Source organism: Arthrobacter sp. AL05, from assembly GCF_029960715.1.
GTDB lineage: Bacteria > Actinomycetota > Actinomycetes > Actinomycetales > Micrococcaceae > Arthrobacter.
Genome location: NZ_JASBRC010000030.1, coordinates 1 through 12,264, shown reverse-complemented (window position 1 = coordinate 12,264; position 12,264 = coordinate 1). Strand labels below are relative to the sequence as shown.

General features: G+C 61.5%; 16 protein-coding genes and 1 pseudogene. 10 read left to right on the top strand and 7 right to left on the bottom strand.

The window, feature by feature from the left end:
• The first annotated feature begins 135 nt into the window (after window positions 1-135).
• The 3 genes from QK287_RS17955 (at window position 136) to QK287_RS17945 (ending at window position 1,471) form a co-directional block, all read left to right on the top strand.
• The gene (locus QK287_RS17955) at window positions 136-303 is read left to right on the top strand and encodes a hypothetical protein (RefSeq protein ID WP_282361068.1); all 168 of its coding nucleotides are present in this window, start codon (window positions 136-138) and stop codon (window positions 301-303) included.
• A gap of 347 nt (window positions 304-650) precedes the next feature.
• Complete coding sequence (locus tag QK287_RS17950) at window positions 651-1,097, top strand: OsmC family protein (protein WP_282361066.1); 447 nt, start codon at window positions 651-653, stop codon at window positions 1,095-1,097.
• Window positions 1,094-1,471 carry a hypothetical protein gene (locus QK287_RS17945; RefSeq protein WP_282361065.1) on the top strand — a complete coding sequence of 126 codons (378 nt, stop codon included), beginning with the start codon at window positions 1,094-1,096 and terminating at the stop codon, window positions 1,469-1,471. The genes QK287_RS17950 and QK287_RS17945 overlap by 4 nt, the downstream gene beginning before the upstream one ends.
• A gap of 35 nt (window positions 1,472-1,506) precedes the next feature.
• Here QK287_RS17945 and QK287_RS17940 read toward each other — a convergent pair whose 3' ends face one another.
• Complete coding sequence (locus QK287_RS17940) at window positions 1,507-1,773, bottom strand: hypothetical protein (RefSeq protein WP_282361064.1); 267 nt, start codon at window positions 1,771-1,773, stop codon at window positions 1,507-1,509.
• 545 nt (window positions 1,774-2,318) lie between these two features.
• Here QK287_RS17940 and QK287_RS17935 point away from each other — a divergent pair.
• From QK287_RS17935 to QK287_RS17910, 6 genes and pseudogenes are all read left to right on the top strand, one after another.
• Window positions 2,319-2,387, top strand: a pseudogene (locus tag QK287_RS17935) (recombinase family protein); the annotation flags it as partial.
• A gap of 95 nt (window positions 2,388-2,482) precedes the next feature.
• Window positions 2,483-2,842 carry a transposase gene (locus tag QK287_RS17930; RefSeq protein ID WP_282361062.1) on the top strand — a complete coding sequence of 120 codons (360 nt, stop codon included), beginning with the start codon at window positions 2,483-2,485 and terminating at the stop codon, window positions 2,840-2,842.
• A complete protein-coding gene (locus tag QK287_RS17925) occupies window positions 2,779-3,651 on the top strand; it encodes an IS3 family transposase (protein WP_282361070.1) in 873 nt (290 codons plus the stop codon). Before QK287_RS17930 ends, QK287_RS17925 begins: the two co-directional genes overlap by 64 nt.
• A 342-nt stretch (window positions 3,652-3,993) precedes the next feature.
• On the top strand, window positions 3,994-4,233 hold the full coding sequence (locus QK287_RS18550; RefSeq protein WP_348774729.1) for a Mu transposase C-terminal domain-containing protein: 240 nt from the start codon (window positions 3,994-3,996) through the stop codon (window positions 4,231-4,233).
• 156 nt (window positions 4,234-4,389) lie between these two features.
• Window positions 4,390-5,199 (top strand): AAA family ATPase, encoded by an 810-nt coding sequence (locus QK287_RS17915; RefSeq protein WP_282361060.1) that lies wholly within the window; start codon window positions 4,390-4,392, stop codon window positions 5,197-5,199.
• 132 nt (window positions 5,200-5,331) lie between these two features.
• Window positions 5,332-5,784, top strand: a complete 453-nt coding sequence (locus QK287_RS17910) for a helix-turn-helix domain-containing protein (protein ID WP_282361058.1) — start codon at window positions 5,332-5,334, stop codon at window positions 5,782-5,784.
• Window positions 5,785-5,797: 13 nt separating this feature from the next.
• Here QK287_RS17910 and QK287_RS17905 read toward each other — a convergent pair whose 3' ends face one another.
• The 3 genes from QK287_RS17905 to QK287_RS17895 all read right to left on the bottom strand — a co-directional run bounded on the left by QK287_RS17905 (window position 5,798) and on the right by QK287_RS17895 (window position 7,896).
• On the bottom strand, window positions 5,798-6,316 hold the full coding sequence (locus QK287_RS17905; protein ID WP_282361057.1) for a hypothetical protein: 519 nt from the start codon (window positions 6,314-6,316) through the stop codon (window positions 5,798-5,800).
• 540 nt (window positions 6,317-6,856) lie between these two features.
• A complete protein-coding gene (locus QK287_RS17900) occupies window positions 6,857-6,988 on the bottom strand; it encodes a hypothetical protein (RefSeq protein ID WP_282361055.1) in 132 nt (43 codons plus the stop codon).
• Between the two features lie 155 nt (window positions 6,989-7,143).
• Entirely contained in the window at window positions 7,144-7,896 is a 753-nt protein-coding gene (locus QK287_RS17895; protein ID WP_282361050.1) for an MBL fold metallo-hydrolase, read from the bottom strand.
• Between the two features lie 843 nt (window positions 7,897-8,739).
• On the opposite strand from QK287_RS17895, the gene QK287_RS17890 reads away from it, so the two are divergent.
• Window positions 8,740-9,126, top strand: coding sequence for a hypothetical protein (locus tag QK287_RS17890; RefSeq protein ID WP_282361048.1), 387 nt, complete (start codon window positions 8,740-8,742; stop codon window positions 9,124-9,126).
• Between the two features lie 99 nt (window positions 9,127-9,225).
• Here QK287_RS17890 and QK287_RS17885 read toward each other — a convergent pair whose 3' ends face one another.
• From QK287_RS17885 to QK287_RS17875, 3 genes are read right to left on the bottom strand one after another with little or no spacing between them, the layout of a single operon-like run.
• Window positions 9,226-9,753, bottom strand: coding sequence for an alpha/beta hydrolase (locus QK287_RS17885; RefSeq protein ID WP_282361046.1), 528 nt, complete (start codon window positions 9,751-9,753; stop codon window positions 9,226-9,228).
• Window positions 9,731-11,071, bottom strand: a complete 1,341-nt coding sequence (locus tag QK287_RS17880; protein WP_282361044.1) for an SDR family oxidoreductase — start codon at window positions 11,069-11,071, stop codon at window positions 9,731-9,733. Before QK287_RS17880 ends, QK287_RS17885 begins: the two co-directional genes overlap by 23 nt.
• Window positions 11,068-11,676, bottom strand: coding sequence for a TetR/AcrR family transcriptional regulator (locus QK287_RS17875; RefSeq protein ID WP_282361042.1), 609 nt, complete (start codon window positions 11,674-11,676; stop codon window positions 11,068-11,070). The genes QK287_RS17880 and QK287_RS17875 overlap by 4 nt, the downstream gene beginning before the upstream one ends.
• Window positions 11,677-12,264: the final 588 nt, after the last annotated feature.

The following is a 12,264-nucleotide window of genomic DNA, read 5'->3' as shown; positions in this document are numbered from 1 at the left end:
GCAATGCGCTAGATCAGCGGGATGCCTGCAAACATCCTGTCACGGTGAGGGATCCATACCACGGGACAGCTTCAGCGTTTTCTCCGAAGCGGAGTCGGTATGGCCAGTCGTAGCCGCTCCAATTAGGGTCGTTCCATGCTCAAGACGCATATCGAACGCCCGGCCGCATTAGTGTCGGAACTGGGGCTCCTGCTCCTCGGACTCGTCCTGGGTCTAGTCGGCTTCGTAAATATTGTTGGTGCTTTTACCGCCGACCGTCTTGCATTCGCCGGTGCGTTCATGTTCTTTCTAGCCGGGGCCTAGTGCCTCTCGGTGAGTCTTATTGCGTTGCTGGGTCACCCCAGTTCAACCGTCGGAAGGGCTGCGTTGGTGGCGGCCGGATGGCTTGGTGCCACCTACCCTCTAGGTGGCGCCCTTACATATCTGGGCATCGGAGGGTTCATAACGGCCCTGCCGATCGCAGGGGCAGCAATTGTCGTAGCTCTCTTCTCAATAAGGAAGGAGTGTGGAGGTGATCGCTAAGTGGCGGTGTTCTGTGATCGCAGAACGTCACATGCGCGGGGATGTTTCACCGCCCTGACCCAGCGATCCCCATTATGGACGCCGACGTTTCGGTGGGTGACGAAGCTATACGGCCATATCGTTGACTCATGACGACACACACTTACGCGAGCACACTTCGTTGGGCCGGCCGGACACATGATTACGACAGCTACAGCCGTCAGCACGACATAACTATGAGTGGGACCAAGGTTGTGGCGAGTGCTGACTCGTCGTTTCGGGGGGACAGTACGCTGCCAAATCCCGAGCAGTTGGTCGTCGCAGCTGCGAGCTCCTGCCAGCTCTTGTCCTTCCTCGCGGTTGCTGCTCTCGCCGGTGTCGAGGTGATCGAATACCATGACGCTGCGAAGGGGTTCATGCCTGACGATGAGCGTCCGCTACGTCTGACGAGCATCGTGCTTCGACCCAGAATTGTGGTCCAGGGTGCAACAGTTGAGCGGGTGGAGCGGTTGCTGCACAAGGCACATAAACAGTGCTACATCGCAAATAGCTTGATCACCAAGGTGACGCTCGAAGCAGACATCGAGGTGCGATGATGTTCGACATCGAGATTCCAGCGCCACAGGGCGCAGACTCCCTCGCCAGAATTGGGAAATGCCTCGGAGAGGCCGGTGTTGGTCTCGAGGGTGGGGGCATGTGGTCAGGTGTGGCGCACTATCTTGTTGCCAATGCAGACAAAGCGACACGAGCGCTCACAGCGGCAGGCCTTGGACCCGTGGTCGGTCGAAAGGTGATGATCGCGCAACTTGAGGCTGACGTACCGGGGGCCCTCGGGCTGATGATGAACAAACTCGCCAAAGCCGGCATCACCCTGCTTGGTCAATACAGCGACCACGACAATCGCAAGGTGCTTATCGTCGAAGACATCGAGGCCGCCGAGATCGCACTGCGAACGGCCACCCTCGCATGATGGGCGAGCCGGACATTGCGGTTCCAGCCCGCGCATTAGGTGACCCCGCGCGTGGCCGGATTGTTACTGCGTTGCTTGGCGGCCGAGCGATCCCGGCCGGTGATCTCGCTCGAATTGCGAATGTGTCCGCGTCTACGGCGAGCGAACATCTTCGCGTTCTGCTCGCCGCAGGCATCGTCGCGGTTGACCATCGTGGCCGCAACCGCTTCTTCCGGCTCGCGAATAGCGACGTGTCGAACGCAGTCGAGGCACTCCAGGCGATCGCGCCACGCACTGAAATCCGGTCCCTTCGTCAACATCACGTCTCGGAGGAACTTCGTTCAGCAAGGACTTGTTATGACCACCTTGCCGGAGACCTCGGGCTGCGAGTCGCGGACCTGCTACTGCGAGCCGGAGTAATCACGGAGCTCAGGGTCGGGGAGTCTTCACCTCCACCGCAGCCTTTCCCGGATGGCCCGCTCGCGGTCGCTTTTGGCATTCGGCCTCCACACGGCCGCCGTCCCTGGGCGCGAGGGTGTTTGGACTGGACCGGTCGGCGCGCGCATGCTGCTGGACAGATTGGGAAACAGATATTCGATGCCGCGGAGTCCCAGAGCTGGATAACGCGGAGACCCGACAGCAGGGCCATCCGTCTCACAGGCCTGGGCGCTGAACGTCTTCATGAGCTCGAATCGCTCTGGCCTGACCGGTCCCAATAACCTAAAGCTTTTCGAGACACACCTCCGGGGCGAGATTCATGGACCAGGCAGTGCGTCATTTCGCGGCGGGTTCTGTCTTAGAAAAACGTCTTACTGCAAAGTGTCTCAGTGTCGTGACGGGTGGGGGGTGTCTGAGTCAGAATGGCCGAATCAGACTTCTTGGGTACACACGGGTGAGCACGTCGAGCCAGGACGCGCAGCTGCAGCTCGACGCACTTGGTTGGGCCCCCGTTAGCAGTCCAGTTGCTCCGGGCCCCTGTTGGTGGACCGGCTTTATGTGAGAGGTGCATAGTGACTTCAAGGAGGTCATGAAATGCCTTTTGAATATCCTGCATCCGTCCGGCGAGGGCTCAGCGACCGTATGCGCCAGGGTGAAGCTGTCCTTGCCGTTCATGCGGAATCCGGGGTCTGTCTGGGCACTCTTTACCGCTGGAAGCACCAGGCTCTGGTGGATGCGGGCCTTGCCGAGGGAACGCCGAGCACGCAGGCCCCGGACCTGCAGTCGGCTGCGAAAAGGATCCGGCAGCTTGAGGACGAGCTGGCCATCGTCAAGGCCGCCAGCGCCCTCTACGACGAGCAAGTGGTGGTGCCGCCAAAAGGAAGTTCGCGATCGTCGACGGGCTCGGCGCCCAGGGCTTCTCAGCCAGACGTGCCTGCCGCACCATCGCACTGAACCGCTCGACCTACATCAAACACCGTCGCTGTGAGCTCTCGATCCGTGCCATCAGACGAAGCATCGTGGCCGACTATGTCGTCATGATTCACAGCCAGTCCGGCGGGACCTACGGTTGGCGCCGGATCCGTGCCGAGCTGCTGGATGAGTACGAAATGATCGTCAACCGCAAGCTGTTCAAGGCTGTCATGCGGGAGCAACGAATTGCCGGCGTTCCGCGCATCAAGGTCTTCCGCAATCCGCTGGCAGACAAACGCGTGGACGCAGATCTGGTCAGCAGGGTCTTCACCACCGATGGCCCCAACAGGTTGTGGTTAACCGACGGCACCGAGCATCCGACCCGGGAGGGAAAGGTCTATAGCTGCGTGGTGCTCGATTGCTTTGCCCGGACAGCTGTGGGCCGTTCTTTCTCCACGATCAACGACACGGCGTTGGTGAGCAGGGCTGTCAGCCAAGCCCACCACACCCGCGAACGGGACGGAGAGACGGTCATGCATTCGGATCACGGCACCAATTTCACATCCTGGGGGTTCAGCGAAAACCTGCGCCAGTGGGAGCTCACCGCCTCGCTGGGAAGCGTGGGTGACTGCTTCGACAACGCGGCCATGGAGACGTTCTGGGGGCGCATGCAGACGGAGCTGCTGGACCGGAAACGGACCTGGCAGACGGTCATCGAACTGGTCACCGCCATGAATGGTTGGCTCGATTTCTACAACGGCAAACGCCGCCACAGTTACACCGGCTATATGAGCCCGGATGCCTACGAAGTACTCTGGAACGACATCAACAATCCGCTCCTTTTCACATAAGACCGGCGGCACAAGCGGGACCCCTATCATACGCGGGGACCCAACCACCACCACCTCGAACACACCGCCGTCGAATTGCGGATCCGCATCATCCACTCAACAGTCGGACGACCCCAGGGCCGAGGCAAGATCGAACGCTTCTTCCGGACAATCAACACCGAACTTCTCGCCACCCTCCCGGGACACATTGGCCCGGGCAGCAGAAATCCTCAGCCTGCCCTAGATCTACCGGCACTCGACCAGGCCGTCCGTGTTTTCATCTCGACGTATAACGAGCGGACCCACCGCGAACTTGGCCTCTCACCTCGAGATGCTTGGGTCGCCGAGCGGTGGCTCCCGCGAATGCCCACCAGTCTCGAAGAACTCGACGGGCTACTGCTCACCGTTCCCAAGAGCCGCGTGGTGCAGCGTGACGGCATCCATTTTCAAGGTCAGCGGTACCTGGCCCCGACGCTCGCGCCGTTCGTCGGGCACACGGTCACTATTCGTTACGACCGCGCGACATCTCCGAGATCCGCGTCTACGACCGCAACACCTTCGTCTGCGTTGCCTTCGATGAGGCCCACCCCAATCTCCGGCTGAGTCTCCGTGACATCGAAACCGCCCGACGAGCCCGCCGCAAACAACTCCGGCACGCCATCAACGACCGCATCCCCACCGCAACCACCCGCGAAAGCCGCGCGAAGTCGCACCCGCTCCACACCGACGTCGGCTCCGCACCTACGAAGAGGATGAGTGATGAACCAAACATTCATTGTCACAAAGGAACACCGACGGTTCACTGAATTCGCCAACGCCGTCCGCAAAGAACGAACCATCGGCAACTGCCACGGAGACGCAGGAGTCGGTAAGGCCAATTCCGCGCGCCGCTACGCGAACTGGGACACTCTCGAGACACATATCAACGAATGGGGGCCTCGCGGCGACCACGACGCCAAGCACTACGCGCTCGCTAACCGACCCCGCACCATCTTCTACACACCCGAAGTTCTCTGCCGCCCGAAAGACCTCATGCACGACATCGACCACTGGCAAATCAAAGTCGGTCTCTGCGCCGAGGAACACCTCCGCTCACTCGAGCCTGACCCGCCTCACTTGGCCCGCCCCGTGGCGCATCTCGTTGAGCTACTCATCATCGACGAAGCGGAACGCCTGACACCCACGGCACTCGAGTTGCTCCGCGACCGGCACGACCGCGAACACCTCTCGATGATCCTCATCGGCATGCCCGGAATCGACCAACGATTCCGGCACTACCCCCAGCTCTATAGCCGACTCGGGTTCTCCCACCACTACCGCCCCCTCGGACGAGACGAACTTCTCTTCGTCCTCGACCGCCACTGGAAACGCCTCGGACGAACCCTCGATCCCGACGACTTCACCGACGCCCAAGCCATCGCCGCGATCGAACGAATCACCCGCGGCAACTTCCGCCTCCTAGAACGACTCTTCCCCCAGATCGCCCGCGTACTCAAAATCAATGAACTCGAAACCATCACCGACGACGTCATCGAAGCTGCAGCCAGCATCCTCGTCATCGGCAATTAACGCCAGCGAGCGATCACAGAACGCCGCCACTTACCGATCAACTCCACAAGGAAGGAGAGAGCTACAAGCCCGTCCGTTTGAGGAACCTTGGGTTCTTGCGGTGATTGCAACATTTAACGGATGGGTGTTGTCATGGCGAGGTATTCAATTTATGTAAGACCGGATCTTCTGCAGCTTTTTTGGGCCGGGATGCAGGATGGTGATTTCATCACTGACGCCGTGGTTCCGATCAATACGAGCCGGCGTACCGGGCGTAGGGTCCTGGCCGAGGCCGGGGGTGTCAGGCCACGCCGCGGCCGGGATCTGAAGGGCAGATGCCTGACTTTCGCCCAGCGTGAGGAGATTGCGGTGATGCGCGCCCAGGGATACTCGCTGCGCCGGATCGGGGCCGTGATCGGCAGATCTGCCTGGACAGTGTCCAGGGAGCTTCGGCGCAATTCGGTGGGCGGATTGCCCTACCGGGCGACCTCGGCCCACGCGCTGGCGTATGAGCGGGCTTCACGGCCGAAACCGGCGAAACTGCACACGAACAACTCCGCCGAAACGGCCACCCTGAAGCGCCTCCGGGACCAGTTGCGATACTGAACCAGAGTTTCCGTCAGGCCGGGATGAATTCCATTCGCCAATTCGGCTCCCAGAATTTCCCGCCATCGTTGGAGAACGCTTGTTCCCATCGCGGGTTCTCGGTCGTTGAATTCCAGGTGAACCGCACGCGAATAGGGGTGCCGTTCAGATTATCCTCCGCAAAGAAGGTGCCAATGCCGGAATCGAATTTGCCGACGACGGGAGTGTCAAGGGTCCCGGGGTTGCGGCCGTCCAACCACCAGATGGACCACGTCCCGAGGTCTGGCGAGTACGACCTGATGGCGGTGGCCCGCGCATCGCCACCGGGGAATCTCAGGAGGTTGTCTTCAAGGTTTCCGAAACCGCCGAGCGTCTTGGAAGTCGACGACAGGCCAGTGAACTCGGTCCATTCGGTGCATGCCGCGAAGAGCTGGTTGAGGCGCTCGTGTCGCACAGTCCAGGTTCCGATGATGAAGTCGAAGTCGGTCGGGCTGTCCTTTAGGGCTTCTAGCGGCACTGATGCTCCTTTTGTGGGTAAACGTACGTTGGACATACTCCCCCACAGGGATGACTCCTTTCGCATCTTTGTGGGTGATTTCTGGCTTGTCAGAATTGAGAGCGTAGTTTCGGTCTGAATCCGCCGGATTCGAGGATCGAACAGGCGATTTAGTTGGTGAGGTTTCGAAAGCCGAGGGCGGATCCACGGAGGTGTTCGAGTCTGCCGCTAATGGCTTATGCCGAATGCTCCTAGCCGGGCGTTGTTGTTGTGTCGGCCGGAGCCAGGAGGGAGGCCGCGTGTGGTCCTCGTATCGGGACGAACTCGACGATATCGTAGCGGCCGACTCCGGCTAGCACGAAGGGATCCTCTCGGATGGCTTCCTCGATCAATGTTGGCGCTCCACCGTCAGACCGAACGGGACCTCATCGCTGATCTCGAGTGAAAACGACGATACGGTTTCTCTGGTGATGAGGATGCCGCCCCTACGCAACTTGAGTGCACGATCTCTTAGTGTTTGCTCGGCCCGGTCCAGGGCGGAGTCCATGCTGACGCGGGCTGTGGCTGTGACCTGAAGAACCACCCTATGGGTATCGTTCATGGGATCACCCGATCTCGACGGGACGACAGCCTGACGCGGCGCCTCTGCTCGATGGCGACGGCCGCGGCGGCCAGACCGATGGTGCCGGCGCCGATCGCTGCAACGGGAAGATTCTTCGATGAATCCATGGTTCCTCTGTTTCATGCGTAGGTGTGGCGGGTTCGGTTGGCGGATGCCTGCCGGTCCCGGACAGGACCGGCAGGCGTGTGGGTTTTAGCAGAACTTCCGGGTGTCACCGTTGCGCGCTGTGGTCATGAGGTTGGGGTTTTCGAGGCCCTGGTGGTTAGATCTCAACGACGCGTGGCATCCCCGGGGTGAGCCATTGCAGGCGGTCGGTCAGACCGGCTTCGGCAAATGAAGCCGCGATCTCGTCTTCCGTTTCGGTGAAGTGTTCCCATGAGGAGAAGTGGATCGGCACCACCGTGTGGGCGCCGAGGGAGGCCGTGAACTTCGCGGCGTTCGCGCTGTCCATGCTGATCATCTGGTCCCCGAGTATGGCAAATTTTGCCGCGCCGAGGTGCAGGACCGCTACTCCGATGGTGAATTTTTCGCCGATTTGGTCAAGGTCGGTTTCGTAGGTGGTGTCACCGGAGATGTAGAGGACCTTCTCTTCCCCGGGGGCCTGGAGGATGAATCCGACCACGTCGCCGGCCGGACCATGATGGGCGGGCATCGCTGTGATGTTCACGGACTTCTCTCCGACGGTGAGCGTGTGGCTGCTCCAGGGGGCGATCCCAACTGATTGGCCACCCAGTCGACCCGCACCGCTTTCGGTGGTCATCACTGGTTTTCCCTCCAGCAATCTCCGGCCTGCCTCATCGAGATTGTCCGGGTGTTCGTCGTGACTGAGCAGCACGGCGTCAAATGGTGGAAGGTCGCTTGCGGCTATGGCGGGCTCAGTGGTGCTCCGCAGGACCACCGGCCCGGACACGTACTCAGTGGGGGCGGGGTCGAACACCGGATCGGTGAGGAACGTGAGGCCACCAAATTGAACGAGCATCGTTGCGGTGCCGATATGCGTCAGGGTTGTCTGCATGGGTCTTCCTTAGAATCTTGAATTTGAACGTGCCGGCCTTCGCAGGTCCATGGATGGGCGAGTCTGGAGCGGGCAATAGGTGATCATTAACTATACGTACGATCGTACAGTATAATTGTGGATAAGCGCATGGAGGGGAGATGAACATAGATAGCGGAACGGCCAGAGCCCTGAAATCGGGAAGACTCAAATCGCTCGGAACCGCCGCCAAACGCTCGGTCTGATTGGGGGCCACACCCCGGAGCATGAGGACTTCCAGCAGCTGCTGAACGAACACCTCGCTGATATGTACGCGACGTCCCCGGCGGTAAGCATCAATGCGCTTGATGGCGCGGCGGCAGGACCTGGTATCAGCCTCTGGAGCGGGCGGGCTCACGGCTGTTGCGCTGCGCGGCACTAAAGCACCTGGCATCCGGCGACACTGTGACTAGGTCGATGCGCGCCACGAATACGGTCCGTGCGCGCGGGGTTGCCTCGACGCTGCTCCGCCACGTCCCGGCGGAGGCGTGGCAGGACGGCTACCGGCGGGTGTACCTGGCGACGGGGAGCCCGGAATTCCCCGCGCTGGCGCGGGGCTGTATGAGGGGTGTGGCTTCACGGACTGCCCGTCGTTCGCCTGCAATATGCCCGACCCAAGCAGCGTTTTCGCGACCCTCAGCTCGACGCGGGCTCGGCGGGAGCTGGGCGCGGACGGCGCCGGAGCGCCGCCCAACGTGATGCGGACCGAATTAGTAGGACTTCGTCGGGCCTGAGGCCCGAGCGTCGCATCACGGAGATCCCCACAGACACGGGAAGAAACGTGCCCCATATAGTGCTTGACACCGGACAAGAGGATGGATTTTGATGCCGTTGAATCAGCTTTTCGCAATACTCGCCTCCGCACTTTTGGTTGCCCTGAGCATCTTCCAGGGCGCTCTTATCGCCGGAGCTCCGCTGGGAAAAGACTCGTGGGGCGGACAACACCGCGTCCTCCCTCCCAAGCTGAGAATCGGGAGCGCCATATCCATAGCCGTTTATCCCCTCTTTGCTTATGCAGCTCTGGCCAAGTCTGGTTTGGTTCCGCCGTTGGTCAGCGAATACTTTACTGCGGTCACTATGTGGGTGCTGACGGCATACTTCGTGCTCGGAGTCTTCATGAACGGGGTCTCCCGCAGCAAGCCCGAACGCCTCATCATGACCCCCGCCTCGCTGGCCCTATCGGCCGTCTATCTGGTCCTTGCGCTCCACTGACCTCCAGCACGGGCCGCGCGGACCGGCAACCTACGCTTCCGGAATCTCACGTTGACGTTGCCGGACTGAGGTCCTGCCCGACCGGGCACTATCGATATTTCAGAGTTTTTCGGGGGCGACTTGAGGTCCGCGTCTGTTGACGCCCCGGCTGACGCCGATGAGCCGCGCTACGGCATCGGCATGCGTAATCTGAGGGTGGTGGCCGGCGCCGTAGATCACATGGACGTGCACCGGATGCCCTTTGCGCCCTGTCACGGCGACGTTCTCCCTGTCCTCGAGCAGGGGATCGTTTGACCCGACGATCAGGTGCACCTCGCCTGGGTAGTCGGCGAGCATGCGAGCCAGGTCCAAACGGCGGGCAGGGTTGGACTCCCGGCGGAGAATGCGCGCGACGGCCGGGGCACTCGAGCGGCGGAGATCTGCGGCGCTCGACTCGAGCTGTTCCCGCCGGTCCGCGTCCCCGGTGAGCATTCCTGCGAGCCGCGCTGCTGAGACCCTCCTGAGATAGGGCCGGGTGAGCGGGACCAATCGTTGCGGGAGGGCCGCCCGTGCCTGGAGAAAGTGGGGCGAGACCAGCGAGAGGCGCGTGACGGCGTCGGGGTGCTCAGACGCGAATTCCAGCGCCATTGCGGCACCAACGGAGTGGCCCACGAGGTGAATGCCCGTTCGGCCACCGGCGGATCAAAGCGACAAGCCAGCGGCGCCAATCATCCGGCGTTCCTGAACTGGTGCCCAGTCCCGGCAAGTCGACTGCCCGGCCGTCGACCAGGGCGGCGAATTCGGACCAGGTGTCAGCATTGACCGGCAGCCCGGGCAGGATGATGGTGCGGGAAAAGGTATCCCCGACGGACAGTGTCCGGATTCCGGACTCGCGCGTAAAGCCCCGTGCAGGTCCCGAGCCGGGGATCTCGCCAAAGCGGTGGGCGACGAGGTAGTCGGCCCAGCGTGTGATGGAGGCGGTGACATCCGGGTGGTGAAGTCCGTGGCGTTCCGCGAGGTGGTCGGCCGAGGAGGTTGGGTACCGCTCCGTTGACAAAAAACTCAGCGTTTCGGGGTGAGCCCCAGTGATCCACGAGGGAAGGGCACGCAGGAGTCGGATGGGGATGCGCAGTCGTGGTGCCCGGACTCCCAGATGGTCAGCGAGCATCGACAGCATGACCGGCAGCGCCGGTGTTGAATTATCAAGCGGCCAATAGGAGCGCCGCAGTGTGTCGCCGACGGTCGGGACCAACGCCATGAATGCGGCGAGATAGTCCACGGTCACGATGGGAACGAAGGTGTCTTCTCCTCCCGGTAAGGCTGCGAGATCGCCGTTCCAGAGGTCGCGGATGGTGCCGGCGAGGCCGAGTATCTGCTCAGATTCGCCGGTGACCGAGTGGCCGATCACGGTCGCCGGATTAACGATGGTCCACGGAACCCCGAGCCTGGATGCAGTCGCTTGGACCACCGCGTCCGATTCGACCTTGGATGCCTCGTAGGCACCCAGCCGCGAGTACTCGGATCGCACCCGTTCGGCTGGCCAAGGGATCTCAGCTGGGTCCTGGCCGCCCACACGGTAGCCGGATAGGTGCACCAGCCGGGCCAGTGAGGGAAGTCGTGAGGCGAGAGCCACAATTCTCTCGGAGGATCCAACATTGGCCGCTCGTGCTTGCTCCGTGGACATTCCGAAATGGTACGAACCTGCAACGTTGTAGACCTCGGTAACACCGGCGAGCGAGGGGCCGGCAGAATCGAGGCCAAGGCTGTCGTCGTCGAAATCGACGACGACATGGGAGAAGGGCTGCCCCGCGCCGTAGTCGGAGAGCCACGCGGCGAGGTGGGCGTAGGATCCCGCGCTGCGCACGGCGGAAACGACGGCGACGCCCTGCAGCAGGAGTTCGCGCACGAGCCAGCGGCCAATGAAGCCGCTCGCTCCGAAGACCAGCGCAGTCCGTGACGCGGTCATTGCGCTCCTCCCTGTTTGAGAATCGGACCAAGCAGGCCCTTGAGGGTATGGGAAGCCGACACGAGCGGCTCCGTGGTCTTTTGTGCGCGGCAAACAACCAGCGCACCTTCGATGAGACAAACGGACGAGGTGGCCAGGTTGTGGGTGTCATCCGTGTCGCTGGCGGATAATGAAGCCAGATAGGCGTGAAAGGTTGCAATCCATGATGTGTAGGCATCACTGCACGCCACACGAAGCTGCTCGTCTTCGGCTCCCGCGTCGAGGGTGACGGCCGCGACCGGGCAGCCTGCCCGGTAGTCACTGCTCACAAGGAGGCTCGCAAGCTCGCTGATCACGGTGTCAACCAGTTCCTCGAAGGACCTGCAGACCGCCACAGCATCCCTGATCGATGACCCAAACTGCTCGGCGGCCAGTGAGACTGCCGCGCTCCCCAGTTCAGCCTTACCCCCGGGAAAGTGGAAGTACAGGGATCCCTTTGGTGCAGCCGAGTGCTCCAGCACGGCGGTGAGCCCGGCGCCGTGGTAGCCCGCGGTCTGGATGAGCTGGAGCATCGATTGGGTCAGTCGCTGCCGGGTAGCGCTGCCCTTCGATAAATGCGAAGGCACAACACAGTTAATAGACCAGTCTGTTTATTTTTGAAAATTGGAACCGCCTTGATCCTCACGGACAGCGGAGTGCACGGGGCTTGGAGCCAGGAAGATGTGCCGCGAACGTAGTCCTGCCGGTCTCTGAGTGCTTGTTGTGGATGAAGGCCGTACCGGTGAAATTCCGCAAAATGATGGCGCCAAAGACTAGGGTTCCGGCGCTCCGGGGCGGCCAACGTTTTGGCGGGCTGCCTCGGATGGACTGAGGACAAGGACCATCGGAAGCGCAGTGCGGATGGCCATATTTCCAAAAACCATGCAGTTCTCCATCGGAGCCGAACTCCGTTTTCCGGCGGCATGATCCGCAACCGTCGCGCTATCCAACCAATGCGTCAAGGGCGTATCGGCGTGGCAGTATCCGTCAGGCTGTGAGCAGTGGCTGGTTCCATGGCATGCGGTAACGTTCTTCAGGCTCGAATGTTCGCGAGCCACAGCGCATGACTTCATCACGGGCTGTGAAGGGACGCGCCGGAGACCTTGCCGACGGGGAAATCAGTATTCGTCGGTCATTTGAGGTGGGTCCGGCGACCTGGCCGTTTAGATGCTGGG

What these genes read in the sequence shown, in the direction of transcription:
- QK287_RS18550 (WP_348774729.1), top strand. Translation starts at nt 3,994, where the DNA reads ATGCCCACCAGTCTCGAAGAACTCGACGGGCTACTGCTCACCGTTCCC.
- QK287_RS17945 (WP_282361065.1), top strand. Translation starts at nt 1,094, where the DNA reads ATGATGTTCGACATCGAGATTCCAGCGCCACAGGGCGCAGACTCCCTC.
- QK287_RS17895 (WP_282361050.1), bottom strand. Translation starts at nt 7,896, where the DNA reads ATGCAGACAACCCTGACGCATATCGGCACCGCAACGATGCTCGTTCAA.
- QK287_RS17915 (WP_282361060.1), top strand. Translation starts at nt 4,390, where the DNA reads ATGAACCAAACATTCATTGTCACAAAGGAACACCGACGGTTCACTGAA.
- QK287_RS17930 (WP_282361062.1), top strand. Translation starts at nt 2,483, where the DNA reads ATGCCTTTTGAATATCCTGCATCCGTCCGGCGAGGGCTCAGCGACCGT.
- QK287_RS17880 (WP_282361044.1), bottom strand. Translation starts at nt 11,071, where the DNA reads ATGACCGCGTCACGGACTGCGCTGGTCTTCGGAGCGAGCGGCTTCATT.
- QK287_RS17890 (WP_282361048.1), top strand. Translation starts at nt 8,740, where the DNA reads ATGCCGTTGAATCAGCTTTTCGCAATACTCGCCTCCGCACTTTTGGTT.
- QK287_RS17885 (WP_282361046.1), bottom strand. Translation starts at nt 9,753, where the DNA reads ATGGCGCTGGAATTCGCGTCTGAGCACCCCGACGCCGTCACGCGCCTC.
- QK287_RS17900 (WP_282361055.1), bottom strand. Translation starts at nt 6,988, where the DNA reads ATGGATTCATCGAAGAATCTTCCCGTTGCAGCGATCGGCGCCGGCACC.
- QK287_RS17905 (WP_282361057.1), bottom strand. Translation starts at nt 6,316, where the DNA reads ATGTCCAACGTACGTTTACCCACAAAAGGAGCATCAGTGCCGCTAGAA.
- QK287_RS17955 (WP_282361068.1), top strand. Translation starts at nt 136, where the DNA reads ATGCTCAAGACGCATATCGAACGCCCGGCCGCATTAGTGTCGGAACTG.
- QK287_RS17910 (WP_282361058.1), top strand. Translation starts at nt 5,332, where the DNA reads ATGGCGAGGTATTCAATTTATGTAAGACCGGATCTTCTGCAGCTTTTT.
- QK287_RS17950 (WP_282361066.1), top strand. Translation starts at nt 651, where the DNA reads ATGACGACACACACTTACGCGAGCACACTTCGTTGGGCCGGCCGGACA.